At 68.9% G+C, this 19549-nt stretch carries 18 protein-coding genes and 1 pseudogene; 9 read left to right on the forward strand and 10 right to left on the reverse strand.

The window, feature by feature from the left end; translation table 11 throughout:
* A pseudogene (locus tag ACIO3R_RS34840) lies at positions 1-88 on the forward strand (IS5/IS1182 family transposase); the annotation flags it as partial.
* A 983-nt stretch (positions 89-1071) separates the two neighbouring features.
* Here ACIO3R_RS34840 and ACIO3R_RS34845 read toward each other — a convergent pair.
* Positions 1072-2265 carry an MFS transporter gene (locus ACIO3R_RS34845; protein ID WP_402110999.1) on the reverse strand — a complete coding sequence of 398 codons (1194 nt, stop codon included), beginning with the start codon at positions 2263-2265 and terminating at the stop codon, positions 1072-1074.
* Positions 2266-2369: 104 nt separating this feature from the next.
* On the opposite strand from ACIO3R_RS34845, the gene ACIO3R_RS34850 reads away from it, so the two are divergent.
* A complete protein-coding gene (locus ACIO3R_RS34850; RefSeq protein ID WP_385033926.1) occupies positions 2370-2978 on the forward strand; it encodes a TetR/AcrR family transcriptional regulator in 609 nt (202 codons plus the stop codon).
* A gap of 773 nt (positions 2979-3751) precedes the next feature.
* Here ACIO3R_RS34850 and ACIO3R_RS34855 read toward each other — a convergent pair.
* From ACIO3R_RS34855 to ACIO3R_RS34885, 7 genes are all read right to left on the reverse strand, one after another.
* Positions 3752-4618 carry an aldo/keto reductase gene (locus ACIO3R_RS34855; RefSeq protein ID WP_402111001.1) on the reverse strand — a complete coding sequence of 289 codons (867 nt, stop codon included), beginning with the start codon at positions 4616-4618 and terminating at the stop codon, positions 3752-3754.
* Between the two features lie 94 nt (positions 4619-4712).
* Positions 4713-5648: an MBL fold metallo-hydrolase gene (locus ACIO3R_RS34860; RefSeq protein WP_402111003.1), complete on the reverse strand. Its 936-nt coding sequence runs from the start codon at positions 5646-5648 to the stop codon at positions 4713-4715.
* An 89-nt stretch (positions 5649-5737) separates the two neighbouring features.
* The gene (locus ACIO3R_RS34865; RefSeq protein ID WP_402111004.1) at positions 5738-6703 is read right to left on the reverse strand and encodes a D-2-hydroxyacid dehydrogenase family protein; all 966 of its coding nucleotides are present in this window, start codon (positions 6701-6703) and stop codon (positions 5738-5740) included.
* Positions 6696-8006: an MFS transporter gene (locus ACIO3R_RS34870; RefSeq protein ID WP_402111006.1), complete on the reverse strand. Its 1311-nt coding sequence runs from the start codon at positions 8004-8006 to the stop codon at positions 6696-6698. The genes ACIO3R_RS34865 and ACIO3R_RS34870 overlap by 8 nt, the downstream gene beginning before the upstream one ends.
* A gap of 421 nt (positions 8007-8427) precedes the next feature.
* A complete protein-coding gene (locus ACIO3R_RS34875; RefSeq protein ID WP_402111008.1) occupies positions 8428-9477 on the reverse strand; it encodes a transposase domain-containing protein in 1050 nt (349 codons plus the stop codon).
* An 81-nt stretch (positions 9478-9558) separates the two neighbouring features.
* Positions 9559-9825: a hypothetical protein gene (locus ACIO3R_RS34880; protein ID WP_402111010.1), complete on the reverse strand. Its 267-nt coding sequence runs from the start codon at positions 9823-9825 to the stop codon at positions 9559-9561.
* Between the two features lie 249 nt (positions 9826-10074).
* Positions 10075-10611, reverse strand: a complete 537-nt coding sequence (locus tag ACIO3R_RS34885) for an HPP family protein (RefSeq protein WP_402111012.1) — start codon at positions 10609-10611, stop codon at positions 10075-10077.
* Between the two features lie 95 nt (positions 10612-10706).
* Between ACIO3R_RS34885 and ACIO3R_RS34890 the strand changes: the two genes are divergently transcribed.
* Entirely contained in the window at positions 10707-11351 is a 645-nt protein-coding gene (locus ACIO3R_RS34890; RefSeq protein ID WP_402111014.1) for a CGNR zinc finger domain-containing protein, read from the forward strand.
* Positions 11352-11733: 382 nt separating this feature from the next.
* Here ACIO3R_RS34890 and ACIO3R_RS34895 read toward each other — a convergent pair whose 3' ends face one another.
* Complete coding sequence (locus tag ACIO3R_RS34895) at positions 11734-12669, reverse strand: MBL fold metallo-hydrolase (protein ID WP_385351782.1); 936 nt, start codon at positions 12667-12669, stop codon at positions 11734-11736.
* A gap of 10 nt (positions 12670-12679) precedes the next feature.
* Complete coding sequence (locus tag ACIO3R_RS34900; RefSeq protein WP_402111016.1) at positions 12680-14005, reverse strand: MFS transporter; 1326 nt, start codon at positions 14003-14005, stop codon at positions 12680-12682.
* 147 nt (positions 14006-14152) lie between these two features.
* Here ACIO3R_RS34900 and ACIO3R_RS34905 point away from each other — a divergent pair, with 147 nt between their 5' ends.
* The 6 genes from ACIO3R_RS34905 to ACIO3R_RS34930 all read left to right on the forward strand — a co-directional run bounded on the left by ACIO3R_RS34905 (position 14153) and on the right by ACIO3R_RS34930 (position 19529).
* On the forward strand, positions 14153-14359 hold the full coding sequence (locus ACIO3R_RS34905; protein WP_385351787.1) for a hypothetical protein: 207 nt from the start codon (positions 14153-14155) through the stop codon (positions 14357-14359).
* Positions 14346-15737, forward strand: a complete 1392-nt coding sequence (locus ACIO3R_RS34910; RefSeq protein WP_402111018.1) for an amidase — start codon at positions 14346-14348, stop codon at positions 15735-15737. Before ACIO3R_RS34905 ends, ACIO3R_RS34910 begins: the two co-directional genes overlap by 14 nt.
* A gap of 168 nt (positions 15738-15905) precedes the next feature.
* On the forward strand, positions 15906-16466 hold the full coding sequence (locus tag ACIO3R_RS34915) for a TetR/AcrR family transcriptional regulator (protein ID WP_385033887.1): 561 nt from the start codon (positions 15906-15908) through the stop codon (positions 16464-16466).
* Between the two features lie 197 nt (positions 16467-16663).
* A complete protein-coding gene (locus tag ACIO3R_RS34920; RefSeq protein WP_402111020.1) occupies positions 16664-16966 on the forward strand; it encodes an SDR family NAD(P)-dependent oxidoreductase in 303 nt (100 codons plus the stop codon).
* A complete protein-coding gene (locus ACIO3R_RS34925; RefSeq protein ID WP_385033940.1) occupies positions 16932-17123 on the forward strand; it encodes a hypothetical protein in 192 nt (63 codons plus the stop codon). The genes ACIO3R_RS34920 and ACIO3R_RS34925 overlap by 35 nt, the downstream gene beginning before the upstream one ends.
* Before the next feature lie 627 nt (positions 17124-17750).
* On the forward strand, positions 17751-19529 hold the full coding sequence (locus ACIO3R_RS34930) for a serine/threonine protein kinase (RefSeq protein WP_402111022.1): 1779 nt from the start codon (positions 17751-17753) through the stop codon (positions 19527-19529).
* The last annotated feature ends 20 nt before the right edge of the window (positions 19530-19549 follow it).

Genomic DNA, 19549 nt, shown 5'->3' on the forward strand with positions numbered 1-19549 from the left:
CTGGGAACGACGAGCAGACATCCACGAAGCCTTCCTCAAACTCGCCTGCTGCCTCATCACCCACCGACAGATCACCTCATTGTGTTAGCCGTTGTAAGGGCACAACACCCCGCCGGTCGGATGTCCCGGAAGAGACCAGGCAGTTCTATGACCTGCGACAATACGCGGTTGCAGAGCGTTGACCTGCGTGAATCCCCTTTCGGATGTCTCCCGCGTGTGCGCGCAGGTGCGGCCGAATGTCCCAGAAAAGTCCCAGGGGTTCCTGCGGCCCAAGACAGTTCTCCCGGCTGCATGCGGGCAACGGCGGAGCGGACGACCCGACACCCATCCCTCCGACATCCGGCGCATCCGCAAGGAGGTCTGGCCGACCACTCGGCGCGGGTCGCGCTGAACGCGATGCTCCTGGAAGGCCACAACCACGTGGAAGGCCGCTACTGATCCGAACTTCATCGCCAAGATGCGCCGAGTCCTGGCCCTGTACGACCCCGACGGCTGACGGCCGGGTCATACGCGTCGACGAATTCGGCCCGTCAATCTTCAGCCATGCAAGGGCATGGACCGGCGTCCGGTGGGCAAGCCCCGTCAGCTGCGGGCGACCTGCAACCGGTACGGCCCCGTGATGCACATGTTTGCCGCCCGCCACTGGCGAGATCTACTACAGGATCCGGCAGCGCAAACGCAGGCGAACGTTCCTCGGCCTGCTCAACGCTCCCGCTGACCAGCGGAGAAGCTGTACGTCGTCCTGGACAACTTCTCCCCCCCCACAAGCACGCCGAGGTCCGCAGCTGGGCCGCTGACAACACTCGAGCTGGTCTTCCTGCCGACCTACGGATCCTGGCTGAACTGGACCCGATCAGAGTTCGCGGCCAGGCGCTACTTCGTGCCCTCAATGGCACCGACCACCGCCCCGCGAGAGCAGAACGCCGCCATTGCCGCCTACATCCGCCGGCGCAACGCCCGGACCGAAGCCAAACGCAGATTCGCCCCCGACTCGCCAGTCCGCGAGTGGAGCGCATACCCGCGCCCAAGGCTGCATGACGAGCCACGAAGAGTGGTCCGGTCAGTTCTCGGTCAACGCCCGGCGGGAAATGCTGCGCGCCGGCCGAAGCCGACCATGACGAGCGCCATGAGCGTGAGAGCGATCATCCCGGCTGGAAGAACCGATGCGCCCACGCCATCGACGACCACGGCCCCCACGGCACCGCCCGCAAAGATCGCCAGGTTGAAGGATGTCGTCAGCACCGCGTTCGCCGCATCGGCGTTCTCGCCCGCGGCCTCCCCCATGGCCGTCTGCAACTGCGTCGCCGCGCCGCCGAACGCGAGGCCCCACAGGACGATCGCGAGCAGCGCGAGCACCGTGGACTGCTGCGCGGCGGCAAGAACCGCCGCGGCGACGACGAACAGAGTCACGCTCGCCAGGGTGAGCCTGCGAAGTGCGCGGTCGATGAATACACCGGTGATCCAGATACCTCCGAGCGCAGCGACGCCGAAGACGAGAAGTGTGATGTCGGGCCGGAGCGCGAGATGCATCTGCTGCAGGTAGGAAGCGATGTAGGTATAGAGCACGTTGTGCGCGAGCATCCAGACGAATACGACGCCGAGGATGGTCGCCACGCCGGGAATGCCCAGCACTCGGCTGAGGGGAGCGCGTGTCTGCGCCGACTGCCCCGGGGCGTCGGGCACGAGGGATTTCGCGAAGATTATGGCGACGATGCTGAGCAGCGACATCGCGGCGAAGGACCAGCGCCACCCGACCGCCGAGCCCAGCCAGGCGCCAAGGGGAGTTCCGACAGCCAGCGCGACGGGGGTACCGGTCATGGCGATGGCAAGGGCGCGCCCGGCATGCTCAGGTGCGGCGATACGCCGGGCGTATCCGGCGAGCATGCCCCACAGCAGGCCGGAGAATGCTCCCGCGACGAACCGGGCGCCAAGGGCGACGGTGAACGATGGCGCTGCCGCAGTGACGGTGTTCGCGACAAGGAACCCGATCAGGCCCGCGAGGAGAAGCGGCTTGCGTTGTGACCCGCGGGTCAGCGTGATGGCGGGTATCGCCGCGAGGACCGTTCCGATCGCGTAGGCGCTCACGAGCTGGCCGGCACCGCCTTCGGAGACGTCAAGTCCGGCAGCGAGCTGCGGGAGCAGTCCCGCAGGCAGTGTCTCGGTCATGATCACGATGAATCCGGCGCACGCCATCACCACCAGTGCGGGGACGGGGAACGAATGGTGCGCTCGTTCGTGGACCGGTGTGGGGTTCGTTGTGGTCATCGGGGCGGACTCCTCACCAGTTATGGATTGACTGATCCAATATTGACCGCGGTGTCGACGCGTGTCAAACTGGATCATTCAGTCCGCAATGGAGGAGGTTCACCGTGCCCACCGTCGGCCGTCCCCGCATCTTCGACATGGAGGCCGTCCTGGAGGCCGCGATGCTGCTGTTCTGGGAACAGGGCTACGAAGGGACATCGCTGGCCCAGCTCCGCGAGGCCACAGGGCTGTCCTCCGCGAGCCTCTACGGCGCCTTCGGTTCGAAGGAGGGACTCTTCGAGAAGGCCGTTGAGCACTACATCGCCGGACCGGGCAGCGTCACCGATGTCGTGGCCGACGAGGCGGAAAGTCCCCGTGAGGCCATCGCCCGGCTCCTCCACGGGTCGATCAACATGCAGACCGACGCATCCCATCCCCGCGGATGCCTCATCGCCCTCTCAGGGACGGTCCGGGCACCGGGAGCGGGCGAGGCCGGAGCGCGAAGGGTCGTAGCGGCGCGCCGCGCAGCGGACCGAGAACGCATCAGGGCGTGCATCGTACGCGGTATCGCCTCAGGAGAACTCGCCGAAGACACCGACGTGGACGGCGTCACGTCAATGATCCACGGCTTCTTGCTCGGTATTTCGACACAGGTCTGTGACGGCACATCAGCACGGACTTTGCACGCGGCGGCCGACGCCGTGCTCGCGAACTGGGACACACGGGGACGCTGACGCCCACGTGCACCACACGTCGGCATCGGTCCACGCGCAGCCCCCGGAACCGCACGACTTCAATCGACATGAATCGCGTGCACAGCCGGCGGGCACCTGGCCACCCTGACCTGCTGACTGCCGGGCAACCCGTCCATCACCCGGTCAACGATGCGAGCCGAGTCACTGGACGGAGGGTGTGGCCCCGGTCAATGGGGAGGGGGGGACCTCCTCGGACCCTTGCCTGCCCGTGCGGCCCGCGCAGGTAGCCGTGGGCGCCGGGGAGCCTGTCCAAGAGGTTCTGCTGATGGATCTTGATGGCCTCGAAGAGCGGCTCGGCCCGGCCGCGGACTCCGGGCGGTGGGCCAGGGTGCTGCGACAGTGGGGCCGGCCGTAGCCGGGCAGCAGGCCGAAGCGACCGGAGAAGTGGTCGGGGCCGCCCGTCGGGAGGGCGCGGGCGGCCGGGCCCACCAGCACACGGCCGGAGCCCGCAGGTCCGGACCGTGGCCCACGGGCAGACTGCGTCGCCGTCACTCACGGCATGCCGCTTTCGCCGTGGGACTCGTGGTACACCACGTTGTCCCCGTCCTCCACGTGGAGTGGGGGAACCCTCCCCTGGACCGCCCGCGGCCATGTACGGCTCAGTCACATGCCGGAACATCGGCATCCGACGCGACAACCGTGCTGTCCACGAACCGGAGCAGGAAGACGCTGCAACACACGGGGCGCACTCTGCCATCGTCATGATCCGCCGGACAGGCCCAGGCGTACGCGGAGCCTGGCGACCGGCCGCGCTACGCGGCGTGGGTCATGGCGTCGAACACGGCCTCGGGCAGAACGATCTCGGCGGCCCGGACATTCTCCTCCAGGTGCTCGACGGACGAGGTTCCCGGGATCGGCAGCAGCGCGGGCGAACGCTTCAACAGCCAGGCCAGGGCGAGTTGTGACGGACTCACGCCGTGCTGCCGGGCCGGCTCGGCGAGCGGGCCGTCGTCCCTCGACAGTTTTCCGGTTGCCAGCGGGAACCAAGGGATGAAACCGATGGCGTGGTGCGTCGCGTACTCCAGCAGCGGCTCAGCCGTGCGGTCGGCGAGGTTGAACAGGTTCTGCACCGAGACGATCGGGACCGTCCTCAAGGCTGCTTCGAGATCCTCGACAGAGACCTCGGAGAGCCCGATGTGCCGGATCTTCCCCTCCTGTTGAAGGAGTTGCAGTTCTCCGAGCTGTTCCTCAAGTGGGACCTTCGGGTCAATGCGATGCAGCTGGAAGAGGTCGATGTGGTCCATTCCCAAGTGGCGCAGGCTCATCTCGGCCTGCTGGCGCAGGTACTCGGGCCTGCCGACAGGGTGCCACCGGTCGGGGCCGGAGCGGGTCAGCCCGGCTTTGGTGGCAATGACCAGGTCGTCCGGATAGGGGTACAGGGCCTTCTTGACGAGTGGCTCGGCGACGGCGGGACCGTAGGAGTCCGCCGTGTCGATGAAGTTCACGCCGAGCTCGACAGCGCGGCGCAGGACTCGGACGGCTCGGTCCGGGTCTTTCGGGTCCCCCCAGACGCCGGGACCGGTCATCTGCATGGTGCCGAGGCCGAGACGGGTGATGGGAAGGTCGCCGCCGAGGCGAAAAGTGCCTGCCGCGGTGGCGGGCTGGTGGGTCGCATTCATCGTTGGTCTCACAAGTGGGTTGGCTGGAAACTGGGGTGTGAGTGCCGAAACCGGGGTCGTTCGCGGTGGGAACGCCGTTCGTTCCGGGGCGGGCTCAGCGGGCGTCCGTCGCGTCGTTCCACGGGCGCCAGCGGCCGTTGCCGTCGACCGTGCCGAGCTGCTGGTCGGCGAAGTGGACGCCGAAGCCGTAGACCCCGTCCTGGGAGAGGTACTCCACGAGCCGGCGCCGTGAGCGTTCGGCCTCTGCCCGGTCGTGGTCGAGGAGCACTTCCCAGTCGGGGTGGTGGACCTGGACGGGGGAGTGCATGGCGTCGCCGAACGCGACGATCCGGCGGCCGTCGCCCGCGTCGAGAACCCAGGCCGTGTGCCCGGTCGTGTGCCCGGGCAGCGCCCAGGCCCGGACGCCCTCGGCGATCTCGGTCCCGTCGGCCACGGGCCTGGTCCGTTCGCTCTGCCCGGCGAGCCGCGGCCCGGCGGCGGGATCCAGGCCCTCCAGTTCACCTTCCCCGACGACCCATCGGGCGTTCGGGAACAGGCTGTGCGGATGGTCGGCCGCATCGGGGCGTGCCCAGCCGGTGTGGTCGTCGTGCAGATGGGTGAAGGCGACTGTTTCCAGTGCGGCCGGGGCGACGCCGAGGCTCGCCAGCGAGGCGGGGAGATCCTTCACGTGCTCGAAGCCGTACTGGAAGTGTTCCGGGTCGTCGCCCGAGATCCGGCCGTGGCCCGCGTCGAGAAGCAGGTGGTGCCCAGCGCGTTCGACGAGCAGTGCGCCGCATCCCATGGCCAGGTGGCCGGCGTCCGTCATGTGAGGGCGGTACGGGATCCAGTCAGTCTCCTCGGAAGCGGGGTAGACCCGCGTCGGGATCATGGTGACACCGGCATCGGGCAGATAGGTCAGGGTGAGTTCCCCGATGGTCCGGGTCCATAGCGTCGGCATACGGCGCCCGGAGTCACCGGCGACGTCAGTGCCGTCAGTGCCGTCAGTGCCGTCGGGCCGGAGGACGTTGGCCGTGGTTGTCTGGTCGCTCATGGCTATGGTCGAGCCTTTCTTCGCGTCTTCGTACGGGTGCGGCGGAAGTGGATGGAGGATCGGAGAGGAAGGGGTCGGGCGGGATCCGTTCACGGAGCGATCACGCGGACCGGTTCTCCAGCGGCGTACGCGAGGACGTCGTCGAGGGCGTCGCCGTAGAAGGTCCGGTAGGTGCCGGCGGTGACGTAGCCCAGGTGCGGGGTGAGCACCGTCCGTGGTGCGGTGTGCCATGGCGAGCCGGCGGGGAGCGGTTCGGCGGGATGGACGTCGAGTGCGGCTCCGCCCAGGCTTCCTGAGTCGAGGGCGGCCAGCAGCGCCCGCTCGTCCACGAGGCCCGCCCGGGAGGTGTTGACCAGCAGCGCGTCCCGTCGCATGAGGGCCAGTTCGTCGCGGCCGATGAGTCCGGTGGTACGGGGGGAGAGCTGGACGTGGAGGGTGACTACGTCCGACGTGGCCAGCAGTTCCCCTTGGCCGACCGGAGTGACACCCAGTGCTTCGGCGTGCCCGGCGTCGAGGTTGTCGCTCCAGGCGACGACGTCCATGCCGAAGGCGAGTCCGACCCTGGCCACCCGGCCGCCGACGTTGCCCAGTCCGATGACTCCGAGACGGGCGCCGCACAGGTCGCGCCCGACGGTGCGCTGCCAGGCGCCCTCGCGCAGGCTGCGCTCCTCGGCGGGGATGGAACGGGTCAGGGCATGGATCAGCCCCCAGGTCAGCTCGGCGGTCGAGGGCAGCCCCGCCGCGCGGGTGGCCGAGACCACGATCCCCTGCCGGTGTGCCGCGGCCACGTCGACGGCCGCGTTGGCCGGACCCGTGGTGACCAGCAGGCGCAGGTTCGGCAGTGCGCTGAGGACCTCGGCCGGGAAGGCGGTGCGCTCGCGCATGGCGACGACGACGTCGAACGGCTTCAGCGCGGCACTCACCTCTTCGGGGCCGCCCAGGTGTTCGGTGAAGACGGTGAGTCGCGCGCCGTCGGGCAGGGCGCTCCAGTCGGCGTACCGGTGGGAGATCCCCTGATAGTCGTCCAGGATTGCCACGCGGCGGATTTCAGGCATGAGCAGGATCCTTCGAGCTCTTCGAGTGCGAGTCTGCGGGGTCCGCGGTCGCGGTGCGTACGCTCACCGACGGGTCGGTGAGCGGTTCGGAGGGGCTCGGACGGAGCAGTTCCAGGATCCAGATCCCGACACCGATCAGCGCGGTCACCGCGCCGAGCGCCGATATCCCCGTCCAGCCCACGAGTGGGTACAGCGCCGAGGCGAGCGCGGAGGCGACGGTGCTGCCTGCGAACGAGGAGACCATGAGGGCCGTCGTCACCCGGCTACGGGCATGCGGAACCCGGTGGTAGAGCACGCTCTGATGGCTGATCAGCAGGGCCTGCTGAGCAAGGTTGAGGAGCATGATGCCGACGACCAGCGAGATCAGGCCGCCTGCGCCGCCCGCTCCCGCGAAGGCCAGTACGCCCCAGCTGGCCGTCAGCAGGACCAGCCCACCGGTCGCCACTTGACGGCCGCGCCCGCGGTCCGCGAACCGGCCGGCCACCACCGCGGCGGCGGCCCCGACCACTCCGGCCAGGCCGAACAGGCCGATGCCGGCGGGGCCGTACCCGTAGGCCGGACCGGCCAGCAGGAACGACGACGCCGTCCACAGGATGGTGAAGGAGCCCATACCGACCGCGGCCAGACCCATGCGCCTGCGCAGCAGCGACTCGGTGCGCACCAGCGTCAGTACCGAGTGCAGGAGCTGGGGATATGGGGTGGTCTCGGACGGAGGCATGGGGCGCAGCGCCAGGCGCAGGATGACGGCCAGCACTACCATGAGCACGGCCGCGAAGACGAACACCAGCCGCCAGTCGCCGAACTCCGCGAGGAAGCCCGCAGCAGTACGGGCCAGCATGATCCCGACGAGCAGGCCGCTCATGACCGTGCCCACCACCGAGCCGCGCTCGTGGTCGGCAGCCAGCGAGGCCGCCATCGGCACCACGATCTGCGCCACGGCGGAGGTCACCCCGATCAGCGCGACAGCGGCGTACAGCAATCCCAGCGAGGGTGAGATCGCCGCGCCGAGCAGGGCGACGGCGCTCAGACCGAGCAACACGCTCACCAGACGCCGCCGTTCGAGTACGTCACCGAGGGGCACGAGCAGTGCCAGGGAGATCGCGTAGCCGATCTGCGAGGCAGTGACGACCAGACCACCGGCCCCCTCGGACACCCCCAACGCCCGGGAGATGACCGGCAGCAGAGGCTGCGCGTAGTAGATGTTCGCTACTGCCGCGCCACAGGTCACCGCCAGCAGCAGCACCATCGCGCGGCTCAGCGTGGGGCGGGCGGCGGAGTCGGTCTCGTATTCTGGATCGGTCATACCGAAATACTCAACCCGGCCCGACGCGTGGTCAAGTTATTATGGCTCAATCGATCCATAAGTGATGAGGGTCACTGTGGGCCACCGGGTTGTCCTGGGTCTGTCCACGCAGATGCGCGACGGAGTGGCCGCCGCGACTCTGCACGCGGCAGTCGACGACCTGCTCCTCAACCGGCGCTGCCCTCAGGTCTTGTCCGGCCGATCACGACTGACGGCCTGCATGACGAGCCGCGCTCGGGTCGGCCGCCGTAGATCCTCCTCGACCGGGCCGAGCAGGCCATCGTGGCCACCCTGGAGTCGACCGCGGACAGGGACACGCGCTGGTCACGGGCATCGATGGCCCAGCGCACCGGCCCGTCGAAGTCGACCATCGGCCGGATCCGGAAGAAGTCCGACCTCAAGCCCCACCTGGGGGACTCCTTCAAACTGTCCGCCGATCCGCAGTTCGTCGCCAAGGTCCACGACTCTTCACGCGGGGTCGGGACCGGTCTCGGCGGGCGGGTAGGAGGCCGTTGAGTATGGCGGTGCCGATCTGTCCGACGAGGTCGGTCCGGGTGTGGATGATGCCGGTGGCCCGGATGATCTGGTCACGTGCTGTGTTCAGCGTGATGGTGAATGCGGCGCGGTCGGGGTCGATGTCGGGCCGGTGCGGGACGGCGTCGCTCATCGCGGTGCGTAGTGCCTGGTAGGCGACCAGAAGTGCCCAGGTCTCCTGGGTGGCGGCTGCCGGGTGGCGGCCGTGCGGGACTCTGCCGCCCAGGACGGTCGATTTCAGCTCGCAGTAGCTGGTCTCGATCTCCCAGCGTTCTCGGTAGAGCCTGACCAGAGCGGTGATCAGGCCACGGGCGTAGGTGAGCTCGCCGGTCGCGTCGGTGCCGAAGGCGGCGTCCATGAGGGTTCGGGTCCCGCAGGCCGTCAGCGTGACCAGACGCAGCATCGGGTAACCGGCGGGCCCGTTCGGTCCGGTCTTCGCCCTGGGGAACACTGACAGGTTCGCGGGCGTGTCCGGCAGTGCGATCTGGGTGCCGTCGATCGTGACCACCAGCCTGCCCGCGAACCGTGTCATCTGTGTCGCGGTCGCCGCTGCGGGGCCTTTGGCCAGGTCGAACAGTGCTTTCAACGGTTTGGGTCCGACCCGTCGCATCGCAGCCGTGATCGATGAACCCGCCGGCACGGGCAGCGGCACGGGCAGCGAGGCAGTCAGCCGCGACCAGATCCCCGTCCAGCCCGTCCCGGTGAACAGCGCGCCGGCGAGCAGGAGATGGACCACCACCCGCGACGGCAGCCGCCGCACCCGCTGCTGTAGACCGCCTGCGGACGCGAGTGCCTCGTCGACGAGATCGAACGGAACAGCCTGGGTCAACTCGCCCAGGTGCCCCATGGCAAACACACCGGGAGCATGCGTGATGACAGAAATCAGACACTGCAGCCCTTGCAGAGGAACACGAGTCTTGGCGGACCCGAGAACCACTACGAGGGCTGCACCCGTATCACCAGCCGAAACGCCGAAAGTCGCACCGCCGAACGAACCCCTGACCGAACGGCATTGGCCCTAACCGTCGGCAGTCGGGGACGGGAAGTGCGGCAGCACGTACGAGGCCAGTTCCACCATGACGTGCTCGGCCGGGCGAGTGTCGAAGCGGAGGTTCGGTATCAACTGGTCGACGCCGTCGGCCTCGTAGGTCTTGAAGAGGTCCAGGAGCGGCTCCCGCCCCATCCGCCGCCCCTGGGGAAGGTGACGGGGCGCGGCATGTGGATTCCCGTCGAGGACGAGGTGGTCGGCCTGGGCGTAGGGCTTCGAAGCGGAGAGTCTGCTCATCGGGTACGCGCAGAAATCCGGGAGGACCGCCTCGATGCTGCGCGCACGGCCGGCCGGTGGATCCGGTGGTCGCCAGGTAGAAGCTGTCCGCGCCTGCGACGAACTCGGTCTCGGCGCGGGGGAGTCGGCGCGCGCGGGTCCCTGGCTCATCGCCGCGTACTCGCGTCGGCTCGCGTGGAGCGTTTCGTGTTCCTGGACCGCAGGGCTGAAGAGTGGTGGCGCGTATCGGCTGGTCATGTCGGCCCGGTCCTACCACCAGTAGGCCGGGTAGCGGACCGTCTTGCCGGTCCGTCCCGCGAGGATGCCGACGCCGACGATCACCAGGGTGGCGAGCAGGAGCAGGGGGAGGAACAGGGCCGCCGAGGGATCGGTCACCACGACGATGACTGCGGTGGCCGCGGCGGGGGAGTGCGAGGTGCGGGTGAGGGCCATGGCGCCGATGGCCAGACCGCCGGCGACGGCCGAGGCCCACACCGAGCTGCCCGCCACGGCGAGGGCCAGGAAGCCGACCAGGGTGGAGACCAGCTGACCGCCGATGACGTTGCGTGGCTGGGCCAGGGGCAGGGCGGGAGCGGCGAACACGAGGGCGGCGCTGGCGGCGAGCGGCGGGATGAGCACCGTCTGGTCCAGCAGTGTGCCGATCGCGGCCAGCAGCACCAGCGCGGCCACACCGCCCAGGGTGGCCACGGAGATGAAGCCGGGGGCCGGGCGGGCGGGCGCCTCGCCCGCGAGGGCGGCGGTCCGGCGTCGTGGCCCGGCGAGCTGGGGCAACTGGGTTTCGGACACGAAAGATCCCTTCACGCACAATAGCAGTACTAATGGGTGAAGATTATCCTGTCCATTAGCTTGGTGTGCTGCTTTCCACGAGGCAGGATGGACCTATGGGCGAGAGCGACATGCAGGGCCCGCGGTCGGCCGCGATCGAAGAGCTTCCGCTCACCGGCGAACCGCTGCCCCTCGATCTGGTGAACACCGTCTACATCAAGGGCGGTGTTCGCGGCAGGATGATCGACGCCCTCGCCGAACCGCCGGACCTCGACGTCTGGCTTGCCGCGCAGCGTGTCCGGTTCCCCGCGCCGGTCGCCGACGAAATGCTCCGAGCCGCCCCGGTGGATTCGTCTCTCTTCGAGGACTTCCTGGGCCTGCGGCGCTCCTTGCGGGCGCTCGCCGGTGTGCGTACGGCGAGTGGCACCGCGGAACCGGCCGATCTCGCCGTGCTCAACACCTGGGCCCGCCGGGCCGCCTCGTGGCAGGAACTGGTGCAGGAGGAGGGGCTCATCACGGTGATCGGCCGCCGGTCCGAGGACGATCCTCGGCGCGCGGCTCTGGCCCGGATCGCGGCCGAGGCGGTGGCCCTGTTCGCGGGCGCGGGCACCGGCGCGGAGCTGCTGAGAGCATGCCCCGCGCCGGGCTGTGTCCTCTACTTCGTCAAGAGCCATTCCCGCCGCGAGTGGTGCACGGTCGGGTGCGGAAACCGGGTGCGGGTGGCGCGGCACAGCCGACGCGGTCGTGATGCGGGACGGTGAGTGCGGTCGTGGGAAGCCCGAACGCCTTCTGCCGAACGTCGACATCGAGGGCGAACGGCTGCGTCACCGTCTTGCTGCGGGAGAGCCGAACGGGCTCGATCTTGACGAACCCTCGGCTCCCGCTCTGAGCGCGGGCGTGCACTGACACACCGGAACCCGAAGTCCTCGGCTCGGGCCAGCGGTTGGATCGGCTCGCCTGGGTCGTCGAGGTCGGTCCGAGGGCCGAGCCCGGGGTGCCGCGAGCAGTCTCGGCCGGCTGGAAGAAGCCGCGAGTGGCGCCGCCCCGGCTCGGCCGGCGGAGCCAGCGTGGCCAGGCCTGAGGCGCGGCTCGTTGCCCGGCCCCGAGGAGGGGGGCGGGTGACGAGCCGCGCCCGTGAGGGGCTCAGATGCGGTCGGGCGTGTTCCCGGAAGCAGCCTGGATCAGCCGGTACCCCTGCCCCTGGCGCTGGACGCGGCCGGCGGTGGGCGGCGGGAAGTGGCTACCGATCAGCAATGTCGACGTACCGGCAAGGGACTCAAGTGTTTCCGTGCGGGTCCTGACGGCACGCACGGGATCGATGTCGACGCAGCTGCAGAGGTCAGGATGCGACATCTGCACCGGGTGATGGATGCTGTCCCCGGTGATCAGCGCGCGTTCGTCCCCGCTGCTGAGTTCCACCGCGACCTGCCCGGGCGTGTGACCCGGGGCAGGCAGCAGCCGGAGGCCGGGTGCGATGTCCGTGCCACCGTCCGTGACGTCGATGAAGTCGAGCAGTCCGGCGTCGTGGACGGGGTGGACCGAGTCGCGGAACATCTGACGGCGGGCCTCCTCCATGTCGACGCCGGCCCAGTAGTCCCACTCGGTGCGAGTGGTGAGGTAGCGCGCGTTCGGGAAGGTGGGCACCCAGTCGTCCCCATCGGCCCGTGTGTTCCAGCCGACGTGATCCGCGTGGAGGTGGGTGAGGATGACGAGGTCCACGCTCTCCGGTGCGAAGCCCGCGGCCACGAGCCGGGACTCGTAGTCGCTGTCCAGGTTGTGCCACGCGGGATTGGCGCGCGGCTTTCCGTTTCCGATGCCGGTGTCGACGAGCACCTTCATGCCGTTCACCTCGACGGCGAAGCTGTGGCTCGCCAAGTGCAGGACGCCCTGTTCGTCGGCGAAGTCGGGGCGCAGCCAGGGTGTGCCGGTCACGAGGTCGGCAGTCGCTCCGGGCAGCAGCCAGGGACCGGTCTGCGGGGGCAGGGCCACCTCGTCGATGCGCCGGACGGTGTGGTCGCCGACTGTCCACGAGGGCGCGGCGGGGGAGGCCGTGGTGTTGGTGTCCGTTGAAGTGATCAAGGTTCTTTCCTCAGCTGTTGTGTACGGGGCGTGCGCAGGGGATGAGGGTGATGGCATCGCTGCCTGTTGACGCGGTGTCCGTCGTGGTCGGGCCGGGGGCCGCAGGGCCGGGCGATGTTCTCTGACCGGTGCGCAGGGGGGCGGACAGCGCCGTGATGGAGAGGACGGCCAGAGCCGCGACGCAGCAGGCGTAACTGACTGCCGCGGTGCGCAGGCCGAAGTCTGATGCGATGGCTCCCGCACCGATGGCCGGCAGGCTCATCGCGAGATAGCTGAGTACGTAGTAGGAAGCGAGGGTGCCACTTTTCTCGTGAGCGGTGACGGAGTCGACGACCGCGCGCAGCGCACCCTGGGACACGGCTCCGAAGGCGAATCCGGCCATGGCTGCTCCGGCGAACAGCAGGGTTTCGCTGCCGAGGAAGAGCGCGCCGAGGGAGAGCCCGGCCGCCGGTATCGCCGCACAGCTCCCCAGGAGGACCAGGGCGTCGGCTTGTCGCCGACGCGTGAGGTACACCGTCGGAGCGGCGACGGCTGTCAGGGTGAAGAAGACCATGCCGCCGGCAGCCTCGGGCGCGTCGGGGGAGATGAGCCTGGTGAACGCCGGGCCCAGTGAGGAGTAGAAGCCGCCGAGTGCCCAGACGGCGACGACTCCTGCGCCGTTGAGCAGGAATGCCGGCCGGGCGGTGGCCGGAAGGGTCAGGTGCGGCCGCATGGAGCGCAGGCCGCCCGGGTGGGGGAGGGCCGACTCGGGAGTCCTGGTGAGAGCGACTGCCTGGGCGGCGAATACGGCCGCCAACGCCGCGTACACCGTGGTTGTGGGGGCGGGTGCGAAATGCACCAGGAGGGTGGCGATCAGGACTCCGGCCGCCATGCCGGACACCGGCGAGATGCTGTTGGCCAGCGCGGAACGTCCCGGCCGGGCTGGGTTCTCCTGGTCGATGAGAGCCGCACCGGCTGCGCTGGTGGCCGCGCCGGTGGCGATGCCTTGCAGCAGTCGGGCGACGAGCAGGGCGGCCAGGCCGCCGGCCGTCGCGAAGAGGGCCATGGCGATGATCTGCAGTCCGAGCGCGCCTACGAGAACGGGGCGGCGCCCGAGGTGGTCGGAGAGCGTGCCGGTGGTCAGCAGCGCGGCCAGCAGTGCGAGGGCGTACGTGCTGAAGACCACGGTGATGTCCAGGGCGGACAGGTGCCACTGCTCCTGGTAGCGGGAGTACAGCGGGGTCGGCGCGCTGGACGCTGCGAGCAACGCGATCAGGATCGACGCGTGCAGGGCGAAAGATCGAGACCCTGGGGTGGAGACGCGGGGATGTGTGAGGCCCGCGGAGACGCTCTGCATGAGGGTCCTTCCCGAGCTAAAAGCAATCGGTTTGCTTTAAGTCACCGTAGGTCCTACCGTCATCTAAAGCAAACGATTCGCTTTTAGGTGGTCGGTGGTCGCGGGACTGTCCTCGACCCGGCTGCCGGATTGATCCGGAAGGACGCCATGACCAGCGAACTCACTCCCCAGGAGGCGGCCCGAGGGGCGCTGCGGGCGGGACTCCCCTTGGGGGACGACCGCCACGAAGGGGTGGCCGCGACCGCCAACCACATCCACTCCGTCATCGCCACGCTGCGCGAGCTCGACTTCGGCGACACGCCTCCCGCGTTCACCTACCGGGCCGGACAGGAGAACGTCGATGCAACCGTTTGAGATGTCCCTCACCGAAGCCGCCCAGGCGGTACGAGCGCGTCAGCTGTCCCCCGTCGAACTCACCGAATCCGTTCTGAACCGCATAGGGGTGGTCGAAGGAAGGCTCGGCGCCTACGTCGCCGTCACCGCCGAAGCGGCCAGGGAGGCGGCGGAAACGGCCGAACGGGAGGTCGCGAAAAGCGGGCCCCGGAGCCCGCTGCACGGAATCCCGATGGGTCTCAAGGACCTGATCGACGCCGAGGGGACACCCACCACGGCCAGCTCGAACGTACGGGCCGGACATGTGGCGGAGCGCGACAGTGCGGTGGCCGAGCGACTCGCGTCCGCCGGTGCGGTCCTTCTGGGCAAGACCCACACGCACGAGTTCGCCTACGGCCTGACGACGCCGCAGACGAACAACGCCTGGGACCACACCCGGGTGGCCGGAGGATCGAGCGGCGGCTCGGCGGTGGCCGTTGCCGGCGGCGGAGCGACGTTCGCCCTGGGAACGGATACCGGCGGTTCCATCCGGGTTCCCGCTGCCTTGAACGGAGTCGTGGGTCTCAAGCCGACCTACGGGCTGGTCCCACGCTCGGGCGTGACCTCCCTGTCCTGGTCCCTGGACCACGTGGGCCCCCTCACCCGCACCGTCCAGGACGCGGCACTGGTGCTGTCCGAGACGGCCGGCCCCGATCCCCGCGACCCGGCGGGGGTGCACAGTGCCCCGATGGGCGAGATCTCCCGCGGTGACCTGCGAGGCCTGAGGGTCGGCGTACCCCGCAACTACTACTTCGAACGGGTCGACCCTGAGGTCGAGGAGGCCGTACGCCGCGCGATCGGGCGGCTGGCGGAGCTCGGTGCACAGCTCGTCGACGTCGAGATCCCAATGGTGCGTTACATCCAGGCCGTGCAGTGGGGACTGATGGTCCCTGAGGCCACCGCCTACCACGAAGGGTCCCTGCGGGCAGTGCCCGACCTGTACACACCGGACGTCCGCATCCTGCTGGAGGCCGGTGAGCTCACCTCGGCGGCAGACTACCTCCGCGCTCAGAGAGCCCGCACGATGATGCGCGACGCGTGGACCTGCATGTTCGACGGAATCGATGTCCTTGCCGCGCCAACAGTGCCGATGACGGCCGCCAGGGCGGATCAGTACGCGGTCCACTGGGCCGACGGTACGGTCGAAGCCGTGTCCGACAGCTATGTCCGTCTCTGCGCCCCGGCCAACATCACCGGAGTGCCGGCTCTCACCCTGCCGGTGGGGCACGACAGCGCCGGCCTGCCGATCGGAATGCAGCTCATGGCGCGACCCTTCGGCGACGCCACGGTGCTCCGTGCAGGCCGCGCCTACGAGGAAGCCTCCGCCGGTGCGGGGCGGATCGCCCCGATCGCGGCCTGAAAGCAGGTGGACGTCCCGGCCTCTGCGGCGGGGACGTCCACCTGCAGTGCGCGGTCACCGCGCCGGGCGCGTCGTTCAGGGGCGGTGGCATCGCGATCCTGTACGCGATCCTGTAACGGCGACTGGACCGGCCGCTAGAAGCAACAGATTCGCATTAAGGTGGGTTGCATGAGCCCCAAGCCTATGGCCCGACCTGGCGGGCGCAGCGCACGCGTGCAGGAGTCCGTCCACGCGGCGGTGCGTGAACTTGTCGGCGAAGTCGGTCGTGACGCGTTGACCGTTCCGATGGTGGCGGCCCGAGCGGGTGTGACCCCTTCCACGGTCTACCGTCGCTGGGGCGATCTGCAGGAGCTCCTCTCCGACGTGGCGGTCGAGCGACTCCGCCCGGAAACGGATCCGGCTGATCTGGGGAGCCTGCGGGCCGACCTCGACGCCTGGGCGGAGCAGTTCCTCGACGAAATGGCCTCTCCACCCGGGCGCGCGTACATCAGGGACGCGCTGCTCGGCGACCCGGACGGCAGTAACGCCGGTCAGTGTTCGGCCTACGCAGCCGAACAGGTGGACGTCGTGCTGAAGCACGCGGCACTGCGGGGCGAGGCCGTGCCCGACACGGAGCGGATCATCGATCGTGTCGTCGCGCCGATCATGTATCGCATCCTCTTCCGCCCCGGCCCGCTGGACGCCGCGTACGCCCGCGCGCTCGTGACGAACGCCCTCGACCAGCCCTGAGCGGACGGGCTCCCCGGCGCACCCCGGCGGGAGGGCCGGTCAGGTTCTCACCGGATCCTGATCAGGTGAGAACCTGGCCAGCCAGTGGGCAACATGTGAACTTTCGTCCGACACGTCCAGGAACGAGCATGGTGAATGAGAGGCCGACCACCCTCCGGGCCCGGACTCGATCCCTTCTCACTCTGCGGAAAAGTGCCATGACAGCTCTGAACAAGCGCATCATCGTGACCGGCGGCCCGCGAGGCATCGCCGCCGCGGCAGTCGCGTCCTTCGTTCGAGCCGGGGCCCACGTGGCCACCCTGGGAATCAGCGAGGAGCCCGGCCGGACGCTCGCCGGGAAGCTCACCGCGGAGGGCCCGGGCACCGTGACATATTTCCCGGCCGACGTGTCCGACCGGACCGCCGTGTCCGAAGCCAGCCACCGAGGCAGCGATCAACCGGCTGCGCACGGGTTGCGTCGACCTGATGGAGCGCATCACCCAGGCCGGACTCTCGCATGAATGGAACTACGACCACGTCGCAGGAAAGCACCTGGACCTCGACAGACAGGAAGCGTGGGGGGCGTGCAACCCCAAAGCGCCCGTCTCCTTCCTCGTAGCGCCGGCGTACCTCGTCAACCGATGCTTCTACGGCCGTCAGCTCGTCTGCGCCGCCTGACACATCGGGGCCCACAGCTGTGGGCCCCGATGTGCATCCTCGCTTGCAGCCGTCACCATTCAGACGGAATCTGATGCTCGTCGTGGCCTGAGCCTCGGATTGGGCAGTGACGCCAGCGGTCTGGGCTCGACCATGAGCGGCGCGTTCGACCGAATCGGCGTGGCCCGTACGGCAAGGATCGGGCCAGGTGGTGCTCTCGCGGGGGTCGAGAAACAGAGCCCGTGCTCTCGGGGGAGGGCCCAGGGCCGCGACGAGCACCCGCACCCCGCTTAGCGACGGAAGAGGGCTACGCCAACAAGTCCGGGGCCAGTGAATGCGCGACAACCGGGTGGTGTATCGCCCGAGACGTGGGCCGGGTCGTATTTATAACTGATCTTGGGGGCGACGAGCCCACCAGCCGCCAACTCCGCCCGCCGCAGCCACCCGTGCCCCGGCGAGGGTGCCCCCTCCGACCTCGGTATCCACCCGCCCTCCGGCACTCGCCGTCCTCCTCGTAGGCCCCCTTCAACTGACAGGGCGCTCCTCGACAAGCCGTAAGCTAGGGACCGTTGGGCATATGGCTGGCTAGAGGAACCCCCGTGGCGCCGGTGGCCAGATCGATCCTGAAGTAGAGAAAAGGAATCCACGGTGTCCGACGAAGGACGGCTGATCGCCAGCCGGTACCGCATTCTCGACCGTATCGGTCGAGGCGGCATGGCCACCGTGTGGCGTGCCCACGACGATCTCCTCGCCCGCCAGGTCGCCGTCAAGAAGCTGCATCCCCAGCCGCATCTCGACGCCGACGAACTCGCCACCCTCTTCGAGCGCACCCGCCGCGAGGCCCGTAGCACCGCCAGGATCAGCCACCCCAATGTCGTTGTCGTGCACGATGTCGTGGACGACGAGGGCCTGCCGATCATCGTCATGGAGTACGTGCCTTCCACCACCCTCGATGACCTGATCAAGGCACACGGCCCTGTCCCGCCCGAAGAGACCGCCAGGATTGGCCGTGGCCTGATCGCCGCGTTGCTGGCGGCACATCGGGCAGGGATCCTGCACCGGGATGTGAAGCCGGCAAATGTACTGCTCGCCGAGGACGGCCGGGTGGTCCTCACCGACTTCGGCATCGCCCAGGCCGCCGAGACCTCGCCTCTCACCCGCACCGGCCAGTTGGTGGGGTCGGTCGACTTCATGGCCCCCGAGCGCCTGGTCGGCGCCAAGTCGGGTCCGGAGGCAGACCTGTGGGCGCTGGGTGCAACGCTCTTCCATGCGGTCGAGGGCCGCTCGCCATTCCTCCGGGACACCGTGGCGGAGACGATGTACGCCATTGCCATGGAGCCGGCTCCCGAGGTGCGAGGCGCCGGGCCGCTGACCCCGCTGATCCAGGGTCTGCTCGCCAGTAACCCGGCCGACCGAATATCGGCCGAGGACGCCGAGCACCTCTTGCGGACAGCGGTCGCCGACCCACGACGAATACGCCGAGTGGGCTCCTCCACCACTCCGCCCGCCGCCCCTGCGGCGGCCAATGATGCTGCGGCTGCGGCTGCGAAGCCGGCCCCGAGTCCGGAACCGAACTTAGGGCCGGAACCGGCCCCGAGTCCGGAACCGAACTTGGGGCACAGAACACGCGAGGCATCCCCTGCCGCCCCGGCAGCGGAACGCACGCAGTCGGCCACGACCAACCTGCGGGCGCTGCGGCCCGCTGGCCGAACGGGCCATTCGAAAAAGCTGGTCGTGCTTGCCGCAGTGGTCGCCACGGCGGTACTGATCACGATCGCGTTGCTGGTCAACACGGAGACGGAAAAGAACACCAGCAGCGGCACAGAGCCGGCCGGCCCGCTCCCAGTCGGCGGCACCACGACGTCGCAGTCCGCAGACACACCGACAGCCTCTTCCGCCTCCTCGCCGTCGAGCTCTACGAGTTCCAGCGTCACGTCGCCGACGGCGCGCACCCCATCGCAGGAGTCGACGCCCAAGGCCGGACAGGAGGATCCTGACACGGAACCCGGAGATGAGAGCCCGTCCACAAACAGTGGATCCGACTCAACGGTCGCCCCGGCCGGCCATGCCCTGGTGGTCCCCGCCACGAAGAAATGCCTGAGCAGCGGCGCCGGGACCGAAGGGATACAGCTGGTCCAGGCCACGTGCGACGACTCGGCGGCGCAGCAATGGCGCATCGGACCGGATAGGAGCATCCGGTCATCGGGGAAATGCATGACCGTGGCCGGAGGCGCGTCCGATGACCGGACCGAAATTCAACTGACCGGGTGCAGCGGCGACGCCAGTCAGAAATTCCACTTCTCCGGGGAAGAGTTGCTGGCTGATCAGTCACAGAAATGCGTCACCATTTTCGGGGGCACGAGCGGAACGGTGGTGGTCCTTTGGGAATGCAGTGGCTGGGACAACCAGACCTGGACGCGTCGATGAATGACGCCTAACTTGACTGA

Source organism: Streptomyces sp. NPDC087428, from assembly GCF_044744085.1.
In the GTDB taxonomy this organism is placed as follows: domain Bacteria; phylum Actinomycetota; class Actinomycetes; order Streptomycetales; family Streptomycetaceae; genus Streptomyces.